Origin of the sequence: Thiobacillus sp. SCUT-2 (assembly GCF_035621355.1) — a bacterium.
Classification (GTDB): Bacteria; Pseudomonadota; Gammaproteobacteria; order Burkholderiales; family Thiobacillaceae; genus Thiobacillus; species Thiobacillus sedimenti.
In genome coordinates this window covers 1,840,233-1,862,953 of record NZ_CP141769.1, presented here as the reverse complement: position 1 = coordinate 1,862,953, position 22,721 = coordinate 1,840,233, and the positions used below count along the sequence as shown (strand labels likewise).

At 64.6% G+C, this 22,721-nt stretch carries 29 protein-coding genes; 4 read left to right on the top strand and 25 right to left on the bottom strand.

All coding sequences use genetic code 11. The features are described from left to right. Positions 1 to 234 precede the first annotated feature (234 nt). A complete protein-coding gene (locus VA613_RS09185; protein WP_324778785.1) occupies positions 235 to 1,137 on the top strand; it encodes a LysR family transcriptional regulator in 903 nt (300 codons plus the stop codon). Here the strand turns inward: VA613_RS09185 and VA613_RS09180 are convergent. From VA613_RS09180 to VA613_RS14980, 25 genes are all read right to left on the bottom strand, one after another. Continuing rightward, entirely contained in the window at positions 1,105 to 1,338 is a 234-nt protein-coding gene (locus VA613_RS09180; RefSeq protein ID WP_324778784.1) for a DUF2274 domain-containing protein, read from the bottom strand. The genes VA613_RS09185 and VA613_RS09180 overlap by 33 nt on opposite strands. A gap of 9 nt (positions 1,339 to 1,347) precedes the next feature. After that, positions 1,348 to 2,520, bottom strand: coding sequence for a TrbI/VirB10 family protein (locus VA613_RS09175; RefSeq protein WP_324778783.1), 1,173 nt, complete (start codon positions 2,518 to 2,520; stop codon positions 1,348 to 1,350). Beyond that, on the bottom strand, positions 2,517 to 3,506 hold the full coding sequence (gene trbG, locus VA613_RS09170; protein WP_324778782.1) for a P-type conjugative transfer protein TrbG: 990 nt from the start codon (positions 3,504 to 3,506) through the stop codon (positions 2,517 to 2,519). Before trbG ends, VA613_RS09175 begins: the two co-directional genes overlap by 4 nt. Further along, entirely contained in the window at positions 3,506 to 4,186 is a 681-nt protein-coding gene (gene trbF, locus VA613_RS09165) for a conjugal transfer protein TrbF (protein ID WP_324778781.1), read from the bottom strand. Before trbF ends, trbG begins: the two co-directional genes overlap by 1 nt. A 3-nt stretch (positions 4,187 to 4,189) precedes the next feature. Beyond that, the gene (trbL, locus tag VA613_RS09160; protein ID WP_324778780.1) at positions 4,190 to 5,455 is read right to left on the bottom strand and encodes a P-type conjugative transfer protein TrbL; all 1,266 of its coding nucleotides are present in this window, start codon (positions 5,453 to 5,455) and stop codon (positions 4,190 to 4,192) included. 5 nt (positions 5,456 to 5,460) lie between these two features. Then, positions 5,461 to 5,769: a putative entry exclusion protein TrbK-alt gene (trbK-alt, locus tag VA613_RS09155; RefSeq protein WP_324778779.1), complete on the bottom strand. Its 309-nt coding sequence runs from the start codon at positions 5,767 to 5,769 to the stop codon at positions 5,461 to 5,463. Then, entirely contained in the window at positions 5,769 to 6,515 is a 747-nt protein-coding gene (gene trbJ / locus VA613_RS09150; RefSeq protein WP_324778778.1) for a P-type conjugative transfer protein TrbJ, read from the bottom strand. The genes trbK-alt and trbJ overlap by 1 nt, the downstream gene beginning before the upstream one ends. Continuing rightward, positions 6,512 to 8,944, bottom strand: coding sequence for a conjugal transfer protein TrbE (gene trbE, locus VA613_RS09145; RefSeq protein WP_324778777.1), 2,433 nt, complete (start codon positions 8,942 to 8,944; stop codon positions 6,512 to 6,514). Before trbE ends, trbJ begins: the two co-directional genes overlap by 4 nt. Before the next feature lie 10 nt (positions 8,945 to 8,954). Continuing rightward, on the bottom strand, positions 8,955 to 9,224 hold the full coding sequence (locus tag VA613_RS09140; protein WP_324778776.1) for a VirB3 family type IV secretion system protein: 270 nt from the start codon (positions 9,222 to 9,224) through the stop codon (positions 8,955 to 8,957). Next, positions 9,224 to 9,547 carry a TrbC/VirB2 family protein gene (locus VA613_RS09135; protein WP_324778775.1) on the bottom strand — a complete coding sequence of 108 codons (324 nt, stop codon included), beginning with the start codon at positions 9,545 to 9,547 and terminating at the stop codon, positions 9,224 to 9,226. The genes VA613_RS09140 and VA613_RS09135 overlap by 1 nt, the downstream gene beginning before the upstream one ends. Next, the gene (gene trbB / locus VA613_RS09130) at positions 9,547 to 10,512 is read right to left on the bottom strand and encodes a P-type conjugative transfer ATPase TrbB (protein WP_456129303.1); all 966 of its coding nucleotides are present in this window, start codon (positions 10,510 to 10,512) and stop codon (positions 9,547 to 9,549) included. Before trbB ends, VA613_RS09135 begins: the two co-directional genes overlap by 1 nt. A gap of 139 nt (positions 10,513 to 10,651) precedes the next feature. Then, complete coding sequence (locus tag VA613_RS09125) at positions 10,652 to 11,089, bottom strand: ribbon-helix-helix domain-containing protein (protein ID WP_324778774.1); 438 nt, start codon at positions 11,087 to 11,089, stop codon at positions 10,652 to 10,654. A 2-nt stretch (positions 11,090 to 11,091) separates the two neighbouring features. Then, complete coding sequence (locus VA613_RS09120; RefSeq protein ID WP_324778773.1) at positions 11,092 to 13,074, bottom strand: conjugal transfer protein TraG; 1,983 nt, start codon at positions 13,072 to 13,074, stop codon at positions 11,092 to 11,094. Positions 13,075 to 13,183: 109 nt separating this feature from the next. After that, positions 13,184 to 14,935 (bottom strand): relaxase/mobilization nuclease domain-containing protein, encoded by a 1,752-nt coding sequence (locus VA613_RS09115; RefSeq protein WP_324778772.1) that lies wholly within the window; start codon positions 14,933 to 14,935, stop codon positions 13,184 to 13,186. Further along, positions 14,932 to 15,186, bottom strand: a complete 255-nt coding sequence (locus VA613_RS09110) for a hypothetical protein (RefSeq protein ID WP_324778771.1) — start codon at positions 15,184 to 15,186, stop codon at positions 14,932 to 14,934. Before VA613_RS09110 ends, VA613_RS09115 begins: the two co-directional genes overlap by 4 nt. After that, on the bottom strand, positions 15,183 to 15,800 hold the full coding sequence (locus VA613_RS09105) for a lytic transglycosylase domain-containing protein (RefSeq protein ID WP_324778770.1): 618 nt from the start codon (positions 15,798 to 15,800) through the stop codon (positions 15,183 to 15,185). Before VA613_RS09105 ends, VA613_RS09110 begins: the two co-directional genes overlap by 4 nt. Before the next feature lie 211 nt (positions 15,801 to 16,011). Next, on the bottom strand, positions 16,012 to 16,524 hold the full coding sequence (locus tag VA613_RS09100; RefSeq protein ID WP_324778769.1) for a S26 family signal peptidase: 513 nt from the start codon (positions 16,522 to 16,524) through the stop codon (positions 16,012 to 16,014). Then, positions 16,521 to 17,030: a DUF2840 domain-containing protein gene (locus tag VA613_RS09095; protein WP_324778768.1), complete on the bottom strand. Its 510-nt coding sequence runs from the start codon at positions 17,028 to 17,030 to the stop codon at positions 16,521 to 16,523. Before VA613_RS09095 ends, VA613_RS09100 begins: the two co-directional genes overlap by 4 nt. Next, positions 17,027 to 17,281 carry a chromosome partitioning protein ParB gene (locus tag VA613_RS09090; RefSeq protein ID WP_324778767.1) on the bottom strand — a complete coding sequence of 85 codons (255 nt, stop codon included), beginning with the start codon at positions 17,279 to 17,281 and terminating at the stop codon, positions 17,027 to 17,029. The genes VA613_RS09095 and VA613_RS09090 overlap by 4 nt, the downstream gene beginning before the upstream one ends. Then, a complete protein-coding gene (gene parA, locus VA613_RS09085; protein ID WP_324778766.1) occupies positions 17,278 to 17,916 on the bottom strand; it encodes a ParA family partition ATPase in 639 nt (212 codons plus the stop codon). Before parA ends, VA613_RS09090 begins: the two co-directional genes overlap by 4 nt. Then, complete coding sequence (locus VA613_RS09080; RefSeq protein ID WP_456129302.1) at positions 17,913 to 19,004, bottom strand: replication initiator protein A; 1,092 nt, start codon at positions 19,002 to 19,004, stop codon at positions 17,913 to 17,915. The genes parA and VA613_RS09080 overlap by 4 nt, the downstream gene beginning before the upstream one ends. Then, entirely contained in the window at positions 18,976 to 19,260 is a 285-nt protein-coding gene (locus VA613_RS09075) for a helix-turn-helix transcriptional regulator (RefSeq protein ID WP_324778765.1), read from the bottom strand. Before VA613_RS09075 ends, VA613_RS09080 begins: the two co-directional genes overlap by 29 nt. Positions 19,261 to 19,392: 132 nt before the next feature. Continuing rightward, a complete protein-coding gene (locus VA613_RS09070) occupies positions 19,393 to 19,902 on the bottom strand; it encodes a DUF2285 domain-containing protein (RefSeq protein WP_324778764.1) in 510 nt (169 codons plus the stop codon). Continuing rightward, on the bottom strand, positions 19,859 to 20,164 hold the full coding sequence (locus tag VA613_RS14985; RefSeq protein WP_349259174.1) for a transcriptional regulator domain-containing protein: 306 nt from the start codon (positions 20,162 to 20,164) through the stop codon (positions 19,859 to 19,861). Before VA613_RS14985 ends, VA613_RS09070 begins: the two co-directional genes overlap by 44 nt. A gap of 118 nt (positions 20,165 to 20,282) precedes the next feature. Then, entirely contained in the window at positions 20,283 to 20,561 is a 279-nt protein-coding gene (locus VA613_RS14980) for a DNA -binding domain-containing protein (protein ID WP_407702838.1), read from the bottom strand. 102 nt (positions 20,562 to 20,663) lie between these two features. Here VA613_RS14980 and VA613_RS15010 point away from each other — a divergent pair, with 102 nt between their 5' ends. The 3 genes from VA613_RS15010 (at position 20,664) to VA613_RS09050 (ending at position 22,690) form a co-directional block, all read left to right on the top strand. After that, the gene (locus tag VA613_RS15010; protein ID WP_324778762.1) at positions 20,664 to 20,894 is read left to right on the top strand and encodes a hypothetical protein; all 231 of its coding nucleotides are present in this window, start codon (positions 20,664 to 20,666) and stop codon (positions 20,892 to 20,894) included. 190 nt (positions 20,895 to 21,084) lie between these two features. Next, positions 21,085 to 21,420, top strand: a complete 336-nt coding sequence (locus VA613_RS09055) for a Chromate resistance protein ChrB (RefSeq protein ID WP_324778761.1) — start codon at positions 21,085 to 21,087, stop codon at positions 21,418 to 21,420. 22 nt (positions 21,421 to 21,442) lie between these two features. Continuing rightward, positions 21,443 to 22,690, top strand: coding sequence for an MFS transporter (locus tag VA613_RS09050; protein ID WP_324778760.1), 1,248 nt, complete (start codon positions 21,443 to 21,445; stop codon positions 22,688 to 22,690). Positions 22,691 to 22,721 lie beyond the last annotated feature (31 nt).

Here is a 22,721-nt window from a genome sequence, read left to right as displayed (position 1 = left end):
TGGCGGCATAGTCATGAATGGAGTCAATTGTGACGAGCGTATGTATGCCGTTCGTGAAGGGGTCCGATGACCTCGCAACACTCTGCTGTCGCATCGCGCCATTTATCCTGCCGCGGTATCTTACGCGAAACGTCATAGTGTCCAGTGTGTGCCTGAGACGATCGACTAATAAAGGATTTGAGGGGCGACTCGAAATCTTGATCTCCATGTCCGAGTACGCCTGGCGTGGCGGCAATGGAAATCCGTGACCTTAGATATCTGACGGCATCAGCGGACGCAGGAACCTTCGCCCGCGCCGCCAAAGCGCTTGGATTGAACTCCTCCACCATCAGTCGCCGGATCGGACGTGTGGAGGAAGAGCTCGGCTTAACGCTCTTTGAGCGAGGCCGTTTCGGAATACGTCTCACGACGGGCGGCCAGGCGGTGCTGATGTTTGTCCGGCGCGCACTCGCCGATATCGATGCCGTCATGACGTCGGGACACCAGAACGGTACGGGAAAGGTCGGGAAGGTTCGGCTTGGCGTGCGTATGCCGCCTATTGGCGAGCCCATGCGGACTTTGCTTTCAAGGTGGCGAGAGATGCACCCCGATGTGCTTCTAACGATATTCGAGATGAACGAGCGTGACATCCAAGTCGCGCTGGCGGAGCGTCGGCTCGATGCCGCCCTGATGACCAGCCATACCCTATGGCCACATGCAACGTCCGAGCCCCTTTACCGCGAACGCATAGTCGCGGCGCTGCCGCAGGGGCACCCTCTTTCCGGGCGCAGGGCGGTCGACTGGGATGTGTTACGTGACGAAATATTCCTGGTTCAGGGATGGGATGAAAGTCAGTCTGCCCGGGAGTTCTATGCCGCATTCCTCGGAAGCGGCGTTAAGTTTCACATGCATGCGGCGAGCAAGCAAAGCGTGTTCGCGCTCGTAGGCGCGGGTTTGGGAGTTACCCTAGCGACGGTGAGCCAGTCTGAAGTCGTATTTCCGGGAGTCGTTTACCGGCCAATCGATGAGGAAGATGCCTGGCTTCAGGTTGAACTCGCCTGGATTCCAGATGCGGAAGACGCTGTCCTCGGCCGCTTCCTCTCCTTTATGCGCGATGAATCGCGCTCACGGCACCTTCTGCGACAAGCTTCTTCGTAATTTCGCGAAAACCCGGTCCGTTGCCATGAATCGCGCCAACATCGGAGCTACGAGCTTCTCGGGTTCGATTGCAGCATGATCGGTTTCACGCACAAGCACTGCTCCGTAGGCAAGGAGATCGCGGTGCACTGACGCGGGCAACTCGACTGTGAGTTTGACTGGCTTGATCTCTTCGATTGCAGCGAGCTTGAGCTTTGCCATGTTGTTTCTTCATGCTCCGTACGGTTCGAGGACTAGATCGTGGGTAACCATCACACGAACCGGGAAACCAGGCCGGATCGTGATCGTCGGCTGAATGTTGAGCGAGCGGCTAACCACTTGCTGTCCAGTCTGGTTAATGCTTTGCGACATCCCCTGTTGGATTGCTTCGGCAAGCGAGCCATTATTGTTGCCGCTCATGCCGACCTCCGTTCCAACGCTCAGGACAGTCGAAAGAAGAGCGGCCTTGAACAGCATGCCCCAATGGTTATCGACCTCGTCCTCAAGGCCAGCGTAGCCTTCGGTGTCAGCGCCAGGTTGGCGCTCCAGCACGATCGATCGGCCGTTCGGCATGATGAGCCGGTTCCAGACGAGCAAGGCACGCGACTGGCCGAACGCGATCTGAGCATCGTACTGGCCAACGAGGCGTGAGCCTTGCGGGATCAGCAGGATCTTGCCAGTCGGACTGTCGTAGACATCCTCGGTCACTTGGGCGGTCACTTGGCCCGGCAGATCGGAGCGCAAGCCGGTGATCAAGGACGCCGGGATCACGGCGCCGGCCTGCAGCACGTAAGGGCTCGCCAGCGGCTGGACACGGTCGGGACTGGTGGTACGGCGATCGATGTTGCCGTTGAGGAAGGCGAGCTTGTGATCCTGCGACGTGAGGTCGGATGACGCGTTCGCTGACGTCGGCGTCGGTTGTCCGGCGGTCGGTGAAGGCGTCACCGAGCCTGCCGCGACATTTGTCGTGGCGAACAGATGGCTGGTCCGCGCTGCTTCCATCTCTTGAGCAAGTCGTTGCTCTTCGGGACTCGGACCGGGCATCGGCATTCCAGGTGCGGGCGCGCCGGCGTTGAGGATGGGTTTGCCGAGATCGCCGGGCAGCGGCGGCCCCAGCTGCGGCACGGGCTTCGGGAGTCCCGTGTAGTCGCGGGGAAGGTTCGCCAGCCCGTCGGGTGTGTTGCGGTTGTTCGTGTTGAAGAGTTCGGTCCCTGAAGTGTGGTGTTGAGGTTTCAGGGCAAAAAGGAGGGCCCCACCGACGCCGATGGCGGCGGCCGCGCCCACGCCGAGCAGGACCTTGCGGGACAGGCGCGTCACGGGCGGCCGCCCGGCGCGCAGCCGCATCTCTTCGGGCGGACGCTCGGCCTCGGCTGGCCGCTCCTCGTTTCGGGCTTCGTCTGTCACGGCCGCGGCCTTCCGTCGGTGCGGACGATACGAACGATCTCCTGATGCTTGCCGCCGAGCTTGAGTTCAGCCGCGGCGAACAGACGATCGACGATCATGTGATTGCCGCGGACCCGGTAGTTCACGAGTTGGCCATCGCCTTCCGCGCCGATGACCCATAGCGGCGGGAGCTCACCCTGGGAGATGCCGGTCGGGAATTCGATGAAGACCTGTCTGCCGTCGTCAAAGGCGCGAAGCGGACGCCACGGCGGATTGTCGCCCTCGATGCGGTAACGGAAATTGAGCGCGTTGATGTCGACGCCGGTGGCGACAGGCGCCGCCGCTTCGGCGGCGGCATTCTGCTGGCGGAGCGCGATGAGCTGGTCCTGCGCATAGGCCCAGGAAACCGACGCCATGTACGTCTTGTCATCGGAGTGCAGCTCGAGATGGTAGGTGCGGCGATCGGTGTTGATGATGAGATTGGTGATGAGATCTGGGCGGGTGGGCTTTACGAGGATATGGACACGCTTCGCCGGTCCCGCGCCGCTTTCCGTGTCGCCGATGATCCACCGCACGGTGTCTCCCGCGGCGACTGGCCCCGATCCGGTCAACTGCTCGCCCGGCTCCAGCGCGATGTCGGTAATTTCGCCTGGCGCGGCATAGACTTGATACAGCGCGCCGTCCGAGAAGGGATAGACCTGGATGGCGTTGAGATAGCCGGCGCGCGTTGGCTGGACACGCGCTGCGCCGTTGGCTTGGTCGACGCGCGCGTGTGGATCGACGGGCTCCAGTGGTGACTTCTTGTTGCCGGGAAGCGGCTTGAGTTGGCCCGGCAGGGGCAACAGCTTTGGCAGTTCGACGATCTTGACCGGCTGTGGGGGCTCAGCCTGCAGCACGGCGGGTTTCGGCGTGTTGTCGTAGCTGATTTCCGGAGGCTTCCAGGTCGTGGCGCAAGCGCCGAGGGACAGGGATGTCAGCAACACCGTTGAGAGGGCGATCGGGCGCATCAGCCGAGCTCCTTTGACCAATTGAGGGCATGGACGTACACGCCGAGCGGATTCTTCTTGAGCCGATCGGCGTCGGTCGGCGTCTGCAGGACGATGGTAAGGATGGCGCTCCAGCGTTCGGTCGACGCGAGCGCATCATCGACGTAGTGGCGCTCGACCCATTCCACACGGAAGCTGTCATCGGAGGCGCGGATGACACTGGCGACGTCGACGGAGACCTGGTTCTTGCCGACCTTGGAAAAAGGATCGTTGGTCCGCGCGTAGTCGTTGAGCGCCAGCGCGCCCTTGTCGGTGACGTAGTTGTAGGCATCGAGCCAATTCTGACGCAGCACGATCGGATCAGCGGGGATGCTGCGCACTTCCTGGATGAAGCGCGCCAGATGCCACGCGATCTGAGGATCGGTTGGCTGATAGTCCGCTGTGGCCGGCGCGACAGCCTGGGTCTGGCCGAGCTTGTCGACCTGCACGACCCAAGGCGTGATGGTGCCGCGCGCGGATTGCCACACAAGGCCGCCAGCAAGCCCGCCGCTGAGAACGAGTGCTCCGAAGAAGGCGAGACGCCAATTCTTCGCCTGCACACGCGCGGAGCCGATCCGCTCATCCCAGACCTGGCCCGCCCGTTGATACGGGGTTTCGGCTTCCGGCGTCTTGCCATAGCGCACGGTCGATCGTCGGAACATGAACTACTCCCCGTCTGATAGGTCGACCTGGTGCCCACCGCTCGGCCGGTCGCCGGAGCGGATTGCGTGGTCGGCGGCGCTGACGCCGCGATTGATGGTCTGACTTCGCTTCATGCGCTGCGCCCAGGCAGGCGCGCTGTCGGAGCCGCCGGATGTGCCGCCGCCGGACGACGCAGGACGAGCACCGCCGCGCATCACGGCGCGTTCGCCGGAAGCGAAGCTTTCCTGCAGGCTGGCTGCCGCGCGCCGAAGCGGGCTCATGGCGACAGATCCGGCAGCCTGCGCGACGCCCATTGCGCCACCCGCACGATAGGCCGCGCTGGCGCCGCCAGCGACGGCGGCCCCGGCGCGCGCCGTGCCGGCGATGGCGCCTCCAGCGGCGGCGACGCCGCCCGCTGTCGCAGCGATTCCGGCGGCGCCAATGCCCGCTGCGGCGAGTCCAGTGCCGACGGCCGCACCGGCGCCAAGCTGCGGCCCGCCGGCGATCAAACCGTTCGCGATACCGGGACCAAAGATGGTGAGGCCAAGCAGCGACAACGCCGCAAGGATGAGGGTGAGCGCGTCGGAGATCGTCGGGGGGTTGTTGAAGCCGCTGGTGAACTGACTGAAGATGGTCGAGCCGATGCCGATGATAACGGCGAGCACGAGAATCTTGATTCCGCTCGACACGACATTGCCGAGCACGCGTTCGGCGAGGAAGGCCGTCCGGCCGAACAGTCCGAAGGGGACGAGAACGAAGCCCGCCAGGGTCGTCAGCTTGAACTCGATCAAGCTCACGAAAAGCTGGATCGCCATCACGAAGAAGCTGATGACGACGATCAGCCACGCGACCAGCAGGATGATGATCTGCACCAGGTTGGCGAAGACGCTGGTGAAGCCCATCATGCCGGAGATGGCCGTGAGGATCGGCTTGCCGGCGTCGATGCCGACCTCGGCGATCTTGCCTGGCTGCAAAAGCTGCGCGGCGGTCATGGTGCCGCCGCCGGCCTTGATGCCGAGGCCCGCAAAGCTGTTGTAGATGATCTGCGCGAGGTTGTTGTAGTTGCCGATGATGAAGGCGAAGAGCCCGATGTAGAGTGTCTTTCTGATCAGGCGCGCGAGCACGTCCTCGTCCGGCGCCATTGCCCAAAACAGCCCTGCAAGCGTGATGTCGATAGCGATGAGGACGCTGGCAAGCCAGCGCACATCGCCTTGAACCAGCCCGAAGCCGGAATCGATGTACTGGGTGAACGTCCCCAGGAAATTGTCGATGACACCCGTGCCGCCCATGATGCCTACCTGCCTGCGTTCTTCGGAGCCGCGGGCGTCGGGGCGGACGCGGGCGCGTAAGTAAAGAAGCGTCGGCGGTTTTCAGCCCAGGCCGTTTCGCACGCGGGATCGTCTTTCGCCTGGTCGGCGATGAGCTGGCACCGCTTGAGTTCTTCTGCGAGCAGATCGGTGCTCGGTCCGGCCTCGGCGCGCGGATCGAGGCGGTGTGATGTCGGCGTGCGGAAATGCAGGGCGGCGACAACGATCACGACGGCCACAAACACAAAGCCGGCCGCGCGCGTGATCGCCGGTAGATTGAGAGGGCGGCGGCGCATCAGTGGAACATCTGCGCCGAGCCGGCCTGATAGCCGGGCCCGTAATTCAGGAAGTTGTCGGTCTGTGCTTGGGCCTGGGCCTGCGTTTCAAGTGTCCGTGCCGCCTCGAGACTTTGCGCGCGTGCGATCGAGGCCATCAGAGCGGTCAGGTCGGCAAGCTGGGTGGTCTGGAGCGCCACGAGCTGGTTGCCCGACTGCGCCGCCTGCAGCGCGCCTGTCGCCGACTGGCTGGATGACACCAGGGCGTTGATCTGGGTGCGCGTGGTGTTGAGGTTGGTGACGACCCCGGCCTGTACGCGCATCGTGTCCTGGAATCCGGCGAGCGCGTTCTGCCACCGGGTTTGGGCATCGGACAGAAGGTGCTGGGAGGATGTTCCGGTCGCGTAGGCCTGGGGATAGGTTTGCGTGAACGCCTGATCGATGGTCGAGACGCTGTAGGCGATGCGCTGCGCCTGCGCGAGAAGCTGTTGCGTCTGGGTGATCTGCTGCTGAAGCTGAGCGAGCGATGAATACGGCAGGCTGGCGAGATTGCGTGCCTGATTGATCAGCGACGTCGCCTGGTTCTCCAGCATCTGGATTTCATTGTTGACCTGCTGAAGCTCCCGCGCCGCGGTCAGGATGTTCTGTGCGTAGTTGGTTGGATCGAACACGATCCACTGCGCGCGTGCCGGGCCGCCGGCGACAGTCGCAATGGTGAGAACAGCGGCGCCGGCGATGAGCAAGGTGCGCAAACGGTGACGGATCATGACGTGGTCTCCTGGCTGCGGGTCAGCATGTCGGCCGCCCAATCGAGCTCCTTTCGGCGCAGCCACGCGACGGCGAAGCCGTCGCGACCATGCTCGGCGAGAAGCTCTTCGATGGCGGTCTGGTCGGATTTCGCGGAAGCGGCGGTGAAGGCGAGCGCGACCTCGGACAATCCGAGCTCGAACAGGCGATTGCCGCGACGCGACTGGCAGTAATATTCCCGCTTCGGCGTCGCTCGGCTCAGGATCTCGATCTGGCGATCATTGAGGCCAAAGCGCTGATAGATGGTCGCGATCTGGGGTTCGAGCGCGCGCTCGTTCGGAAGCAGGATGCGGGTCGGGCAGCTCTCGATGATCGCCGGTGCGATCGCGCTGCCGTCGATGTCGGCAAGCGACTGGGTAGCGAAGATGACGCTCGCATTCTTCTTGCGAAGCGTCTTCAGCCACTCTCTCAATTGCCCGGCGAAGCCGGGATCGTCGAGGGCGAGCCAACCCTCGTCGACAATGAGCAAGGTGGGGCGGCCGTCGAAGCGGTCCTCGATGCGATGAAATAGATAGGAGAGGACCGCGGGAGCGGCGCCAGCGCCAATCAGGCCCTCCGTCTCGAAGGCTTGGACCTCCGCCTCGCCGAGCCGCTCGATCTCGGCGTCGAGCAGCCGCCCCCAGGGTCCGGCGACCGTGTAGGGCTGGATCGCCTGCTTCAGCGCATTCGATTGCAGGAGCACCGAAAGGCCGGTGATCGTCCGCTCCTGAACTGGCGCGGACGCAAGGGAGGTCAGAGCCGACCATAGATGTTCCTTCAGTTCTGGGGTGACGGTGACGGACTCGCGGGCGAGCAACGCCGCCACCCATTCCGCGGCCCAGGCGCGTTCGCCGGGATCATCGACACGCGCCAGAGGCTGGAGCGCGACGGGCTCGGCGGCGCTGTCTGAGAGGGCCCCGCCGAGATCATGCCAATCCCCGCCCATCGCCAGCGCGGCGGCCCGGATGCTGCCGCCGAAGTCGAACGCGAAGACCTGCGCGCCGGCGTATCGCCGGAATTGCAGAGCCATGAGTGCGAGCAACACGCTCTTGCCGGCGCCAGTGGGCCCAACGATCAAGGTGTGGCCGACATCGCCGACGTGGAGGCTAAGGCGGAAAGGTGTGGAGCCCTCCGTCTTGGCGAAGAACAGTGGCGGCGCCTGGAAATGCTCATCCCGCTCCGGTCCTGCCCAGACCGCCGAGAACGGCATCATGTGCGCGAGATTGCGCGTCGAGACCGGAGGCTGCCGGACATTGGCGTAGACATGGCCTGGCAATGACCCGAGCCAGGCCTCGATGGCGTTGACGCTTTCGCGCATGCAGGTGAAGTCGCGTCCCTGGATCGCCTTCTCGACCAGACGCAGCCGCTCTTCGGCGATACGCGGATCGTCGTTCCAGACGGTGATTGTGGCGGTGACGTAGGCCTCGCCGACAAGGTCGGTGCCGAGTTCCTGCAGGGCGGCGTCGGCATCGAGCGCCTTGTTGGCGGCGTCGGAGTCCATCAACACCGACGCCTCGTTGGTCATCACCTCCTTCAAGATCGCCATGATGCTCTTGCGCTTGGCGAACCATTGGCGGCGAATTTTTCCGAGCAGCTTCGCGGCGTCGGTCTTGTCGAGGCAGATGGCGCGCGTCGCCCAGCGATAGGAGAATGCCAGGCGATTGAGGTCGTCGAGCAGACCTGGCCAGGTCTGCGACGGGAATCCCATGATGGTGAGGGTGCGCAGATGGGCGCGGCCAAGGCGCGGCTCGAGTCCGCCTGTCAGATCCTCATCGACGAGGATGGCGTCGAGATACATCGGTGTCTCGGGCACGCGGACGTGCTGGCGCCGGGTCGAGATGCAGGAGTGCAAGTAGGTCAGCGTCTCGCGATCATCGAGCCAATCCGCCTCGGGCATGAAACCTTCGAGGAGCGCCAAGACGCGGTCGGTGCGGTCGACGAAGCCTTCCAGAGCGGCGCGCCAGTCGGCGCCGCCATGCGCCCGGTTCTCATAGAGCCAGGCTTCCGCGCGGGCGGCGTCGTCGGCAGGCGGCAGCCAGAGCAACGTGAGGAAATAGCCGCTTTCAAAATGCGCGCCCTCTTCCTCGAACTGGGCGCGACGCTCGGCATCGACCAGATCGGAGACCGGATCAGGAAACTGGCTGAGCGGATAGTTGTGCGCGGGCACGCGCTGGGCTTCGATGAAGACGGCCCAGCCGGAGCCGAGACGGCGCAGCGCGTTGTTGAGACGCGAGGTGATCGCGACCAGCTCGGCCGGCGTCGAGGAATCGAGGTCGGGGCCGCGAAAGCGCGCGGTGCGCTGAAACGAGCCGTCTTTGTTGAGGATGACGCCCTTGGCGACTAATGCTGCCCAGGGCAGGAAGTCGGCGAGGCTCTGGCTACGGCGGCGATATTCAGCGAGGTTCATCATTGCCCGAACCTCACGAGACCAGATGCTGCGGGTAGCGCAGGTGCCGGCGCACGACGTCGACGAAGGCGGCGTCGCGTTTCGCGGCCCAGACGGCTGCGATATGGCCGATGAGCCAGATCAGGCCGCCAACGATCCAAAGACGAAGGCCGAGCCCGATCGCCGCGGCGAGCGTGCCGTTGACGATCGCGACGGCACGCGGGGCGCCGCCCAGCAGGATTGGCTCGGTCAGCGAACGGTGAACCGGCGCGTAGAAGCCGGTGATGGCGTCATCCTGCTCCATCACACGGTGACTCCGCCGCCGAACTGAAAGAAGGTCAGGAAGAAGCTCGACGCCGCGAAGGCGATGCTCAGACCGAACACGATCTGGATGAGCCGCCGGAAGCCGCCGCTCGTCTCGCCGAAGGCGAGCGTCAGGCCGGTGACGATGATGATGATCACTGACACGACCTTCGCCACCGGCCCCTGGATGCTCTCCAGGATCTGGTTGAGCGGCTGCTCCCACGGCATGTTCGAGCCCGCGGCGTAGGCTGGCGCGGTCGCGAGGGCGACGAAGACGAAGGCGGATGCCGTGGCGAACGCACGGCGGGCATGCTTGATGAGCATCACGGTTCTCCTGCGGGGGTGAGGACGTAGTCGCCGGTGGGCGAGAGGCCCTTCACCACCGCGAGCTCGGCGAGCCGGCGCGCGGAGCCGCGGCCGGCGAGGACCGCGATGAGGTCGATCGTTTCGGCGATCAGCGCGCGCGGGACGGTGACGACGGCTTCCTGGATGAGCTGTTCGAGCCGGCGCAGCGCGCCGATGGCGGACCCCGCGTGCAGCGTGCCCACGCCCCCGGGATGTCCGGTGCCCCAAGCCTTGAGCAAGTCCAACGCTTCGGCGCCGCGGACCTCGCCGATCGGGATGCGATCGGGCCGCAGGCGGAGCGATGAGCGGACCAGATCCGAGAGCGAGGCTGCGCCATCTTTCGTGCGCAGCGCGACGAGGTTCGGCGCGGCGCATTGCAGCTCGCGCGTATCTTCGATCAGCACGATGCGGTCGCCGGTCTTGGCGACTTCCGCGAGGATCGCGTTGACCAGCGTCGTCTTGCCGGTGCTGGTTCCGCCGGCGACCAGGACATTCTTCCGCTCGCGGACCGCCACGCGAAGCAACTCGGCTTGGCTCGCCGACATGATCCCGGCCTGGACGTAGTCGCCGAGGGTGAAGACGGCGACGGCCGGCCGCCGGATGGCGAAGCACGGCGCGGCCACCACGGGCGGCACCAGACCCTCGAAGCGCTCCCCGCTTTCCGGCAATTCCGCCGAGACGCGTGGGCTACCGGCGTGGACCTCGACGCCGACATGGTGCGCCACCAGGCGCACGATGCGTTCGGCGTCCGCTGGCGTGACGCGATGGCCGGTGTCCTCGAGGCCGCCCGACAGGCGATCGATCCAGAGCCGCCCGTCGGGATTGAGCATCACCTCGACGACGCTCGGATCTTCCAGATAGCCGGCGATCGCCGGGCCGAGCGCCGTGCGCAGCATACGCGCGCCGCGGGCGAAGACTTCAGACCGGAGGGAGATCGTCGTCACAAGAACCCCGCAAGTTGGCCTCACGTGGAGGCGCAGATGTCAGCGGGGTTGAGTAGAAAGAGCCGGAACTGGGACTCCGCAACAACGATGAATGTGCGAGAGGGCTCTGGGATAGAAAGACAAGCGAGAAGGACGCTCGCTATTCTGACCTGTTATCTTCTGGCTCTTCGGATTGTGGCGGCATGTCGCGAATCACTTCGTCCGCGAGCTTGCGGCCGCGCGAGAGTCGGCGACCGAGTGCCTCGATGTAGCCCTCATAGCGTTCCCGGCCCTTTGTCTGCGCAGCGGCGAGCGCCGTGTCGGGAAGCGGCGGTGTGCTGATCAGCCAGAAACGGACGAACACCGCCAAGGCTTCGTTCGAGATCGTGACATGCCGCTCGATACGCTCCATGTCGCGCGTCATCCGGTCGAGGCGTCGCGCGAGCGCGGCCTCAAGGCGGTCGGCGGCATCGGGCGAGAGGTAGGAGGCGAGCGCCGCTTCAACGATCAAGGCCTGCGGGACGCGCTTGCGTGCGGCGTAGTCCGCGAGCTTTGAAGCCAGATCGGGCGGTAGACGAAAAGTGTGCTTGGTGCGCACGGCTACATCCGCATGTCATCATCCGTGTCGAGCGAGATTTGCCGCGCGTTGCCGAAGTTGCGTTGCATGAGGCGCTGGCGTTGTGCGTCATCGTCCGGCTCATCCTCGATCGGCTCGAATTCTTGAACCGGCTTTCTCGGCTCGGGCACGATCTCTTCATGTTCGGGGAGTTCAGGCTCCCTGCGTATGCCCGCATTGTCCGGGTCTTCCGTGTCGGAGGACGGCGAAGGCGCCGCTACGGCGCCAGCCCAAGCGTCGTCCGGCGTGGTTGCCGGGACGCCGGGCGCTGGCCGTGTTCCCTGGGTCGAGAAGGGAGGCGGTGGAAGGATACGCCCAGCCAGCTCGGAATCTTCGTAGTAGCGAACCTTCTTCGCCCGGACCGGCGCGCTCCCGGAAATCATGACGATCTCGTCGTCGGGCGGGAGCTGCATGATCTCGCCAGGTGTCAGGAGCGGTCGGGCCGTCTCCTGCCGGGAGATCATCAGGTGTCCGAGCCACGGGCTGAGCCGGCTGCCCGCATAGTTCTTCATCGCCCGAATTTCCGTCGCCATGCCAAGGGCATCGGACACGCGCTTGGCGGTGCGTTCATCGTTCGTGGCGAACGAAACCCTGACGTGGCAGTTGTCGAGGATGGAATTATTCTGGCCGTAGGCCTTCTCGATCTGGTTCAGGCTCTGGGCGATCAGGAAGCTTTTGAGCCCGTAGCCCGCCATGAAGGCGAGCGCCGACTCGAAGAAGTCGAGGCGGCCAAGCGCGGGGAACTCGTCCAGCATCAGCAAGAGGCGGTGCCGCCGGCGCTTGTTCTCCAGCTCTTCGGTCAGGCGCCGCCCGATCTGATTCAGGATCAAACGCACAAGCGGCTTGGTGCGGCTGATGTCGGAGGGCGGCACGACCAGGTAGAGCGTGACGGGGTGATCGGCCTCGACGAGATCCCGGATGCGCCAGTCGCAGCGCCGCGTGACGGCGGCGACGACGGGATCTCGATACAGGCCGAGGAACGACATCGCCGTCGACAACACGCCGCTGCGCTCGTTCTCGCTCTTGTTGAGCAGCTCGCGTGCCGCGCTGGCGACCACGGGATGAACTCCCTTCGGCCCCAGATGCGGCGTTGTCATCATCGCCCGAAGGGTCTTCTCGATCGGGCGCTTGGGATCAGAGAGGAAGTTGGCGACGCCGGCGAGGGTCTTGTCCTTCTCGGCGTAGAGAACATGCAGGATGGTTCCCACGAGCAGCGAGTGGCTGGTCTTTTCCCAGTGGTTGCGTTTCTCGAGCGCGCCCTCCGGGTCGACCAGCACATCCGCGATATTCTGGACGTCCCTGACCTCCCACTCGCCCCGGCGAACCTCGAGCAACGGATTGTAGGCGCTGCTCTGGACGTTGGTCGGGTCGAAGAGGACCACGCGGCCGAACCGCGCGCGCCAACCGGCGGTGAGCATCCAGTTCTCGCCTTTGATGTCATGCACGATCGCCGAGCCCGGCCACGTCAGCAAGGTTGGAACGACGAGACCCACGCCCTTGCCGCTCCTGGTCGGGGCGAAGCACAGCACATGCTCGGGCCCATGATGGCGCAGATAGGCGGCGTGCCATCGACCCAGCAATACGCCGTCGGGGTGAAGGAGCCCGGCTTTGCGGATCTCCCGTTCGTTTGCCCAGCGGGCAGAGCCGTAGGTCGTAGCTCTTTTCACCTCTCGCGCCCGCCACACGGACATGGCGACGGCGACAATGAATGCGGCGATTCCACCGGCGCCGGCGATGAACCCGCCGGTCACAAAAATCTCGTGCGCGTAGGCGTCGAACGCGAACCACCACCAAAAGAAAGCTGGCGGGAAGTAGACCGGCCATCCGAAGAGCGAGAACCAGGGGCTGCCAAGTTGCGGCTGGAAGGCGAGTTGCCAGGCTGTCCATTCGGTCGCCGCCCAGACGAAGCCGAGCACGGTCGAGCAGACCACGAGGATTTGGAGCCAGAGAATCTTGGTCGGGTTCATGGTGACGCCACACCAGCGCGGCGACGCGTGTTTGAGGCAAGCATGAACTGTGCGGGATCAAACGGCCGGACACGCTGGGCCAGAAATCGGATGAACCGCGCGCACGCCTTCACAGGCCCAGCCCCCGCTTCCGGCCCAGGTCCCAATCGACTCGTCCGCCAGGCGCCATGACGCCGCGGACCTCGCGCCCGAGGTCCTTCTCCAGCGCCGGGCGCCACGGCACAAGCTGGAAGCCCAACCCGTCATCGATCATGGCGAACCGCCCGGAGGCGAGCGTGACCCGCTCGCGATAGACACCGGCAACGCGTTCGCCTTCAGCAGCGGGCTGATACGCGAGGTGGGTGTCCGCGGAAAGCTTGGCTGCGGCCTCTTCAAGCTCGCGTCGCTGCAGCGTGGCGAGGAGATCGCGGGCGAACACGATGCGCTGGCCCTGCCGTCGTGCGAGACCTTCTTCGACCAAGTGGTCGACGCGGGCCTCCATCGCCGCGCGTACCTCAGCGCCGAAACCGCCGCCACTGAGCGGAGGGTCTTTCGCGAGAAGCTGCCGATCAAGCCATGTCGCCCCTGAGGCGGTGACCTGTTCAGAAATCGAGAGGTCCGAGCGGGTGGCGAGCGACAAGCGCCGCCGACCGTTGGGATCGTCATAAGCGCGCGCCTCGACGATGGCGCCGGGCGCCGCATCGCCGGTGAATTCCAGATCGCCGAACCGCAGGTGATGCGTGCGGCCATCGACGCCGGCGACGACGACATAGGCGGTGCCTTTGAGCTCGTCGTCCAAGCCCCGCTGGACGAGCTTGCCCAGCACCGGGTCGGCGGGCTCCTCGCCATGCAGCGCGAACCGGCTCACGTCAGGCTCCGCCCCATCCCGGCTCATCGCCTGGTGCATTGTCTTGATGATGTCGCCGCGAACGCCGAGCTGGCGCAGCGTCCCGTCGAGGCCGGGCTTCAAGATCCAGCACCCAGGTCCGACCCGATCGGCAAGCCCCAGGCGTTCAAGCTTGGCCGCCCGGCCGAGCAACAAGCGACGCAACTCCGGATCCTCGGCGTTTGGGCCCGGCCGAAGATCGGCGACGCCTCCACTCTCGTCGGAGATGTCGCGCAGCGCCCGATCGAGGCTGGTCCAGCGCTCAGCGTTCACCTCGCGCTCCAGCGCGGTCTGAATTTGTTGTTCGGTGCGCGGGCCGAACTCGAGCGTGATCCGCTCGGCGGCGCGGTCGCGGATGCCCCGGCTGATGTATTCGCGGCTGATGACGAGGTCCTCGCCGTCATCGGCCCGGCCACGGATCAGCAGATGGACGTGTGGATTGTCAGTGTTCCAATGATCGACCGCGACCCAGTCGAGCCGGGTGCCAAGGTCCCTTTCCATGTCGGCGACGAGCTCGCGCGTGAATGTCTTGAGGTCGCCGATGTCGGCCGCGTCTTCGGGTGAGACGATGAAGCGGAAATGGTGCCGGTCATCCTTGCAGCGTTCCGCGAAGGCGCCTTCGTCGGCTTCGTCGCCGGTCGCATCGAACATCCGCGCGGGCAGCCCATCTCTCGTGACACCGTCGCGCTTCAGATAGGCGATGTGCTTGGGCAGAGGCGCCGAGCGAAACCGCGTGCCCTGGTGGCGCACGACGCGCGCCTTCGTCACGACTCGGCGGGCATTCGAGCGTAGCCGGATCGAAACCGCGGCGCGGCGGCCGCGGCCAAACCGGGAGCGGCTCCGGCCCTGGCTGGAACGAAAGCTGTTGCCGACATGCCCCGCCTTCTTCGCGGCCCGCATTACCTCGCCGACGAAGGTCTGCGGACGTTTGCCGCCGCGGTTGCCATGCTGGATGCGCCCGGGCCGGACGCGGAGGTCGTCGTCGCGCGTCGTCATCGGCCGAAATCCAAGGATTCGGCGGCGCGACGGCGCTTCGAGGATTGATTTCGTTGGACAAATCGATGGAAGCGCCAGCAGGATGCTTCGAGGATATGGGCAAATTGTTCAATCCAACCAACCACATAAGCCGCGCCGAAGGCCGGCCTTTTCCCTTGCCGTCCGTTGGTGGGTTGCCTGCGCCGATGCTCCGCTCCTCGCAATCCTTCGATCGAACGGTCCTTCACCCTGGTCCAACGACGATCGCTCATTGCGATCGTCCTGCAGACGACAGGGCGACGAAGAGGCCGTCAGACTGCGGAGCAAGCCCCGTCCAATCCTGCGCTGGGCTGATGCCAGCCCTCGTCGATCCGCGCGGTTGGGCTGCCGTCGTTTTGTCGCTGGGCGCGTCGGACCGCTGTTCGGGAAATAACGATGCTTGTGTCCAGGAACGCACGATGGATGCGAGCAATGCCGTGTCGTCGATCGCGCTGCCACCAACGATTGGCGCGAGCCTCGTAAGGTAGGCGCGCGTCTCGGCCGGCAGCGGACGTCCGGTGGCCAGGTGATCTTCCCAGCGTGCGGGACCGGCGTTGTAGGCCGCGAGGAAGCCGGGAATTCCATAGCGGTCGTGCAGCTCTCGCAGGTAGGCCGCACCCGCCATGATGTTGTCGTGCGCATCGTATGGATCGACGCCGAGAGCGTAGCGCCGACGCAGTGCAGCCCATGTCTCGGGCATGATCTGCATCAGGCCCATCGCACCTTTGGGTGAGATCGCGCGCACCTCGCCGAAGCTCTCTGCGTGCATGACGGCGCGTATCCACGCCGCCGGAATGCCGAAACGATGCGAGGCCTCGGCCACGAACGCCTCGAAGCGGGATGTCACGGCGATGCGCGTGATGGGGCGTCCTGGCGCGGACTGGGCGCAGGCGGGTGTCCAAGCTGCGAACATCTCCGCCGACAGACAGACGGCGATGAACGTGACGCTCAGAATTCGGGCGAAGGACGGTTCTGAGCGATGGCGTGCCGGTAAGGAGGAAGGGGCGCGGTGGGCCCGCCGCGCCAAGACGACAAGGGGCAAGCAGCGACGCGGCATGTCAATCGCCCTCTCGCGTCCAGAGGGGATCGGCGCGGCCGACGATCGTGGTGCGGGAGAGCAGCCCGAAATAGCGGCCGTCGAGGGAGTCTTCGGATTGCCAGTTCATCAGGAAGACCTGGCCTTCGGGGATGCGTTGACATCCGTGCCAGGCGGGCAGCGGTCGACCGTGGGTATCGCGTTCGAGCGCCTGTCCCATCGCAACGCCATCGACGGTGATCGTGCGTTGATCCCGACAGACCGTCTGACCAGGAAGCGCGAGCACGCGCTTCAGCATCGGCACGCCCTCGGGCAGGTAGCGCCGCTCGGAGAGGAATCGCGCAAGGTCGTTCGGAGGGTGGACGACGACAAGCTCCGTGAGGTCGAGCGTGCGCGCGGGATGGATGGCATAGAGGCCGATCGGCACGCTCGCACTGGCGTTCCAGATGAGTCGCGGAAGCGGGTGCAAGAACACCGATGCGGTCGCGCCAAGGGCTGCAACATAGGTTGCGATGGTCCAGCCGAACCGCGTCATGACGCGAGCCCGCGCCGCAGAAGCCAGGCACGGTGCTGATCGCGGCTGTAGGAGCGCGGCTCGTATCCGGCAGAGAGGCGATTATGGATGTGCCGCCAGTGATCCGGTGCGGCATCGGCGGCCTCGATGCCAAGCGCCTCGACCGAGTCGATCGCCTTCAGGACACGCTCGACTTTCGGCCAGCCGCTGATGCGCAGCAGGATGTCGCCACCCGGGCGGACGAAGGGAAGCGTCTGGTAGGCGACGCCATGCGTGACCGATTGAACGATATCGATGCGCGAGATGATCGTGCCGAAGTCGTTGGATGCCCAGCGCACGAACGCAAACACGTTTCCCGGCGCGAACGAGAGGACGCGACGCCTGCGATCGAGGATCGTCTCGCCGCAGTCGCGGCCGAAGCGGATCCAGTGTTCGATGCGGCCCTCGAGCCACGTCAACTCGACGCGGGTGAGCAATGGCGCGGCGTGCGGTCTTGGTGCGCGCGCAAGGTCGGGTTCAAATCTCATGACTTGCCTCCATCGATGTCGGGGAATTCGCGCGCGAGCAGCGCGCGCAGCATGTCGGCGACGGTTTCGCCGCGCTGGAAGGCCGCGATCTTGATGCGGCCGCGAAGGGCGGGCGTGATGTCCACGGTGAGACGCGCGGTGTAGAGATCGCTCGCCGGCGGTGCGCCGATGCCGGGATCGCGCGTCTTGATCCAAGCGTGCTCGTCGCGCGGTCTGGATGCGAAACCGCCATTCGAGCGCCGCGCCGTCATGGCGCGAGCCTTTCGGTTTCGGCGGCGAACGCCGCGACTTCGCCTGCCGAGGCGCCGCAGCTCCTTTGCTCGAAGACGAGCTGCCCGGTGCGCGCGGCGTTGGCAAAGATCACGCGTTGGCTGATGCGGGCGGTGAGAGCCGGCGGATCGTGATCCACCAGGCTCTGCGCCGTGTCGCGGACGATGATCGTGCGCGCGGGACAACGGTTCAGCACGAACCGCGCGACAAGCGCGGGACGAAAGATGCGCGCCTCGGCGATGAGGGCAAGCATTTCCGCGGAACTCCAGCCATCGAGAGGTGACGGCTGCACTGGCACGAGAACGATGTCCGCCGCGAGCAACGCCGAGCGCAGCAAGGCCGCGATGCGCGGCGGCGCGTCGACGACGACGTGGTCAGCATCGCGGGCGAGCTCGGGTGCTTCCCGGTGGAGCGTATCGCGAGCGAGGCCGATGACGCCGAATAGGCGCTCGAAGCGGCATCGCGCACGCTGCTCGGACCAGTCGAGCGCTGTCCCTTGGGGATCGGCGTCGATCACGGTCACACGCTTTCCTTGACGGGCCCAGTGACCGGCGAGATGCAGGGCGAGCGTGGTCTTGCCGACGTCGCCCTTCTGGTTGAGGAGCGCGACGATCATGACGCGCCGCCTTCGGTTTTGCACCGCGCAGACGGATCGCAAACAGCAGAATCGTTAGATTCTTTTCTGTTAGAATCTAAGTTAGGCGTTCCGTAAGCGACGGACTCTTCCGGAGAAAACGCGGTTTCCGGTTCCTGATGGCACGGGACCGCGGTTCCTGATGGCACGGGAGCGGCGGTTCCCGATGGCACGAGGGATTCCACAGCTTGTCCACAGCCCCCTGTGGACGACCGAGCAGGAGCAAAGGCGAGAAGTTCGTGTCCGCTACGATCGTGCTCGACGTCGAGTCGGTAGCCGGGAAGCGGCTGACGACGCGCAATGTCGCGCAACTCGAATGCAAAGCGCTTGAACGGCGAAAGGCTTGCCGACTTGTCGTAGAGGTGACGAAAATCGAACCGCCAGCCTGCACGCTGTCTGCCAGCGTGCTTGCGCACGATGCGATAAAGCCAGCGCTCAAGACCGCCCGTGAGCTTGAAATATTCGCGGTCGATGGTGAGCACGAGCGCGTCGTCGAGAACGGCTTTGTAGAACCAGTCTGGGACGATGAGATCGATGCCGTCGGCGCGCCCATGCGCGTCGGCGCGTTCGGTCCATTCGTTGATCCAGGAGAAGCGGTGCGCGCGGCGTTCGTTCGTTTGCCGCAGCGTGGTGGCGACGGTGGTGGATTGCAGGCGGTCGAGCGCCGCCTTGAGGCGATGGTAGTCGCGCGCGCTGTCGCCGCGGCCGATGAAGGTCAGAATCTCGTAAGGCGTGGCGGCCATCAGACGCGATGTGCGCAGTCCGGTGTCGCGGGCCTGGACAATTTGGGAGGCGGCCCAGATCAGGATGTCGCCGTCCCAGATGGTCGCCATGCCATGTTCCGGCACGGCTTCCACGCGGATAGCGATCTCGCCTGTCCTGTAGTCAATCGGCGTGATGCGGTGCGTCTTGGCGAGGGAGAAGAACGGATAAGCCATGAGGTCTTGCGCGTCGCGCGGTGCGAGGTCGCCGGGCAGCGCTCGAAACAGTTCGAGCTGCTCGCGTTCAGATCGTGTGCGGTGGCGCGACGACATCGGGCTGTCAGCGGCGTGGGTGACGGGCTTGCTCAAGTTCCGCGGCCGAGTGGCGGCGGGCCGGCAGGACGACGGCTTTACCCGGATCGGACGTCGACGCCTTCGCGGCCGCGTCGACCCATTCCTGCAGGTCTTCGACGCGGTAGACGACGCGCCCGCCGAGCTTCGAATAGCGGGGGCCGGTGCCGTAGATGCGATGCTTTTCGAGTGTGCGGATGGAGAGGCCGACGAAGCGCGCGGCTTCGGGCGTGCGTAGATAGCGTTGCGGGAAGCCCGCGAGAGTGGTGGACATCGGATACCTCCGTGATCGTCAGGGCTGCCGTCGGAGGACGGCGGCTATTGGCGGCCACGGTGGCGGAGGGGCGCGGGCCCAAATAGTGCGATGTCACCGGCTGGTGAAAGCGCACCCGAGCGGCGGCGGACGTCAGATGCGGCGTCGATAGGGATAGACGAGAAGCTGCCTGTAGCCGCCTCTCATCATCTTGAATCCGAGCCGGACGATCCGGCCGGTCTGATCCCGCAGCTCATGCGAGATCCAGTCGCGCTTGGAGATGGATTCGACGTCGAACAAAACGGCGGCAATCTCCGGGTACGTCGCGCGCTCAAGCCGGCCATCCAGCGCGCGCAGCGCGAGGATGAGCCGCCCGCGCCGCTCGGGTGTGAGGATGCCGAGGTTGGGGCCCGGTGTCCGTCCGGTGAGGCCACGCCACAGGCGGAGCGCGGCAGCGACTCGTATGTCGAATAGTTGGTCGAGCGGCAGGAGGACGGCGACGGAGCCGCCTTCCTTATCTTCGCGATGAAGCCGCAGGCGCGCGCCACGGAGCTCGACGACTTGATCTTCATCTTCAACAGCGAGAATGGATTGGAGGCTGGGTGAGTCGAGGCCAAATTTAGGATCGACGAGGCCGTCCGGGGCTTTGGTTAGGGTCACCACGCTCGGGAGCGTCTGGGCTGTCCAGAGAACGGCGTCGTGTCGCGCGGGATCTAAATCTCGCTTGAAATCGCACCCCCCAGCGCCGGGCGAACGCCTCGGCGTCGGCGGCATCGAGTGTTCTCTTTCGGCTGCTCTGAGCCAGGCGCGCGTGGTCGCTCAGAAAGTCGGGGTTCCGCAGTAGAAATTCATAGGCGAAGGCAGGCGCGTCGAGCGGCCGCAGGTCCTCATACGCGCTCGCCGACCGCCAATCGGCGCGAGCCATGGGAAAGGTCTCCTCTCACCAGAAGCCGTATCCACGGCCCCGATCGGAGGATGCACGCTCTGGTAGTGTTCCGATACGCCCAGGATTCGCATCACATGTTGCCAAACCTGCACGGAACTCAGTGGGGTGCGCCTCCCCGGAGAAGGTGGTGGTAGCCTCTCTCAGTCATCCACCGAGCGCGGGCGAGGTGGCTTTCCCAAGCGCGCCGGGCGCGATCATGTTCCTGCATCGGATCGATATGCAGGACGATTTTCGCAACCTCTCTCCAATCCGCGCCATCAGCTTCAGCGTCGAGCAGGCGGAGATAGGTGATTGCATGTCGCTCATCGTAGCCGGTGAGGATGGCGGCGGTTGGGGCGATATCCTCCACCTGTGGCTCGAAGGGTAGCGACTCCATCAAAGCTCCTCAGCGATACGGTTTCCTAAACCTTAACACAAACTGGCCTCATCGCTTCAAGGTTGCCGGTCTTCTCGCTGGTCGCGTTGCCGGCTCAGCCTCATGGAGGAGCATGACGCCACGGCCGCGGTCAGATTCCACAAACAGGATCCCGGCGGCTTCCAGAACACGGCGAACTTGGTCGCGCGTACCCTCATGAACCTGGAGCTGCCTTTCGGACTCCAAGCGCTTCAGGGCGGTCAGCGCCACCAGGGCTTTCTCGGCGAGCATCTCCTGCTTCCAATTCAGCAAGGCTCGCGCGGCCCGAACTTGTCGGCCGGTGATCATTCATGATCACCTCCGACAGACGACCTACGCGCACCAGAAATACGACTATAATAGTCGTTTTACGTTGGCGCAACGCGTCTGATGGCTCAGAATCTGCATCTGTCAGGGTCGGCGGACCGAAGAGTCGCCTGGGCTGATTCGGGTCTCGGAGGTGCCCCTGCCTGGAAACGACGTCACCGGGTGGCGGGCAGTGATCTTGGAGGCAATTGCGCTCGATCGAGCTCAGGAAAACAAGGTCTTCGCCCGATACAAGAGGGATCGAGAGGTGCAATACCGGGAGATTATCGGCCGGTGCGCGGATTTCGAGGCCGAGATTGCCAAAAGATGGCCCATCAACAAGTTCACTTGTGCCGAATGTGAGAAAGACGGCACTGATCTCAAGAGGCTTCAGAGTTGGCTCGACAAGATCCGCAAGTTTAACTTCTACGGTGGGACGCAGGCCGAGGAGGCTGCTGCGCGTCTGAAAGCCTGCGAGGGGATTCTCGACATTTATGCGCAGCAGGTTTTCGAGGCTCATGGCGAGAATCAGTGACACAGTTCCAGGAGTGGAGGCGGTGGCAATCCGCCCCATCGACCGTACGAGCGGCTGGCGTGCCATTCCCGCCGGAGTGTGGGCGCTCGGCTTCGTCTCGATGTTCATGGATTTTTCGTCCGAAATAATACACGCGCTCCTGCCCATGTATCTCGTGGCGGTACTCGGCACGTCAGCACTTACCGTCGGCGTCATCGAGGGCATCGCCGAGGCGACCGGTCAAATCACAAGGATCTTCTCTGGCGCGCTCAGCGACAGGCTTGGCAGGCGCAAGGCTCTTGCGGTGCTCGGCTATTGCCTATCGGCTTGCGCGAAGCCGATTTTCCCGCTTGCCTCCGCCGTCGGCTGGCTCATGGTCGCACGCTTCGTCGACCGCCTGGGCAAGGGCATCCGCGGCGCTCCGCGCGATGCGCTGGTAGCGGATCTCAGCGCCTCGCACCTTCGCGGCGCAAGCTTCGGTCTCAGACAATCGCTCGATACTGTGGGGGCTGTTCTGGGCCCGCTCGTCGCAATCGGATTGATGTGGCTAACTAACAACCACTTCACGGTGGTCTTTTGGGTCGCCGTCGTGCCGGCGCTTGGGGCTGTCGCACTGATCCTGGTTGCGGTACATGAGCCACAGCCAAGCAAGAGACGAGCCCGGTCCGGTGGCTTCAGCAATCTCGGCACCCTCGGTGCCGCATGCTGGTCGGTGATTGCCATAGGCGCGATCTTCTCCCTCGCACGGTTCAGCGAGGCTTTTCTAGTGCTGCGCGCCCGGTCCATTGGTCTGCCATTGACCTTGGTGCCGGCCGTGTTGGTCGTGATGAATGTCGCTTATGCCCTCTCGGCCTATCCCGTCGGAGCGCTCTCCGACCGACTGCCCCGCTCGACAGTGCTCGGCTTGGGCCTCTGCATGATAATCGTCGCCGACCTTGTGTTGGCTCGAACCTCAAGTGTGGCCGAACTCGTAATCGGCGTATTCCTGTGGGGGCTCCACATGGGTTTCACCCAAGGTCTATTCGCGGCGTTGGTCGCCGATACGGCGCCCCCCGATCGCAGGGGGACTGCATTTGGTATGTTCAATCTTATCTCCGGACTGGCTCAGCTCTGCGCCAGTGTGATCGCCGGGGTGTTTTGGGACATGCATGGCCCGAGTAGAACCTTCTTTGTTGGTGCAGGTTTAGCCATCCTCGCCCTTGTCGTATTGATCCTGGCTCGTAGGCGACTGGTCGAATCGTCGCCTGCGATGACAAATGAAATAGCAGAAAATCCATCGGATATGAGGTGAGTGTCCTACTCAAGGCGGCTCGCGCACTTGT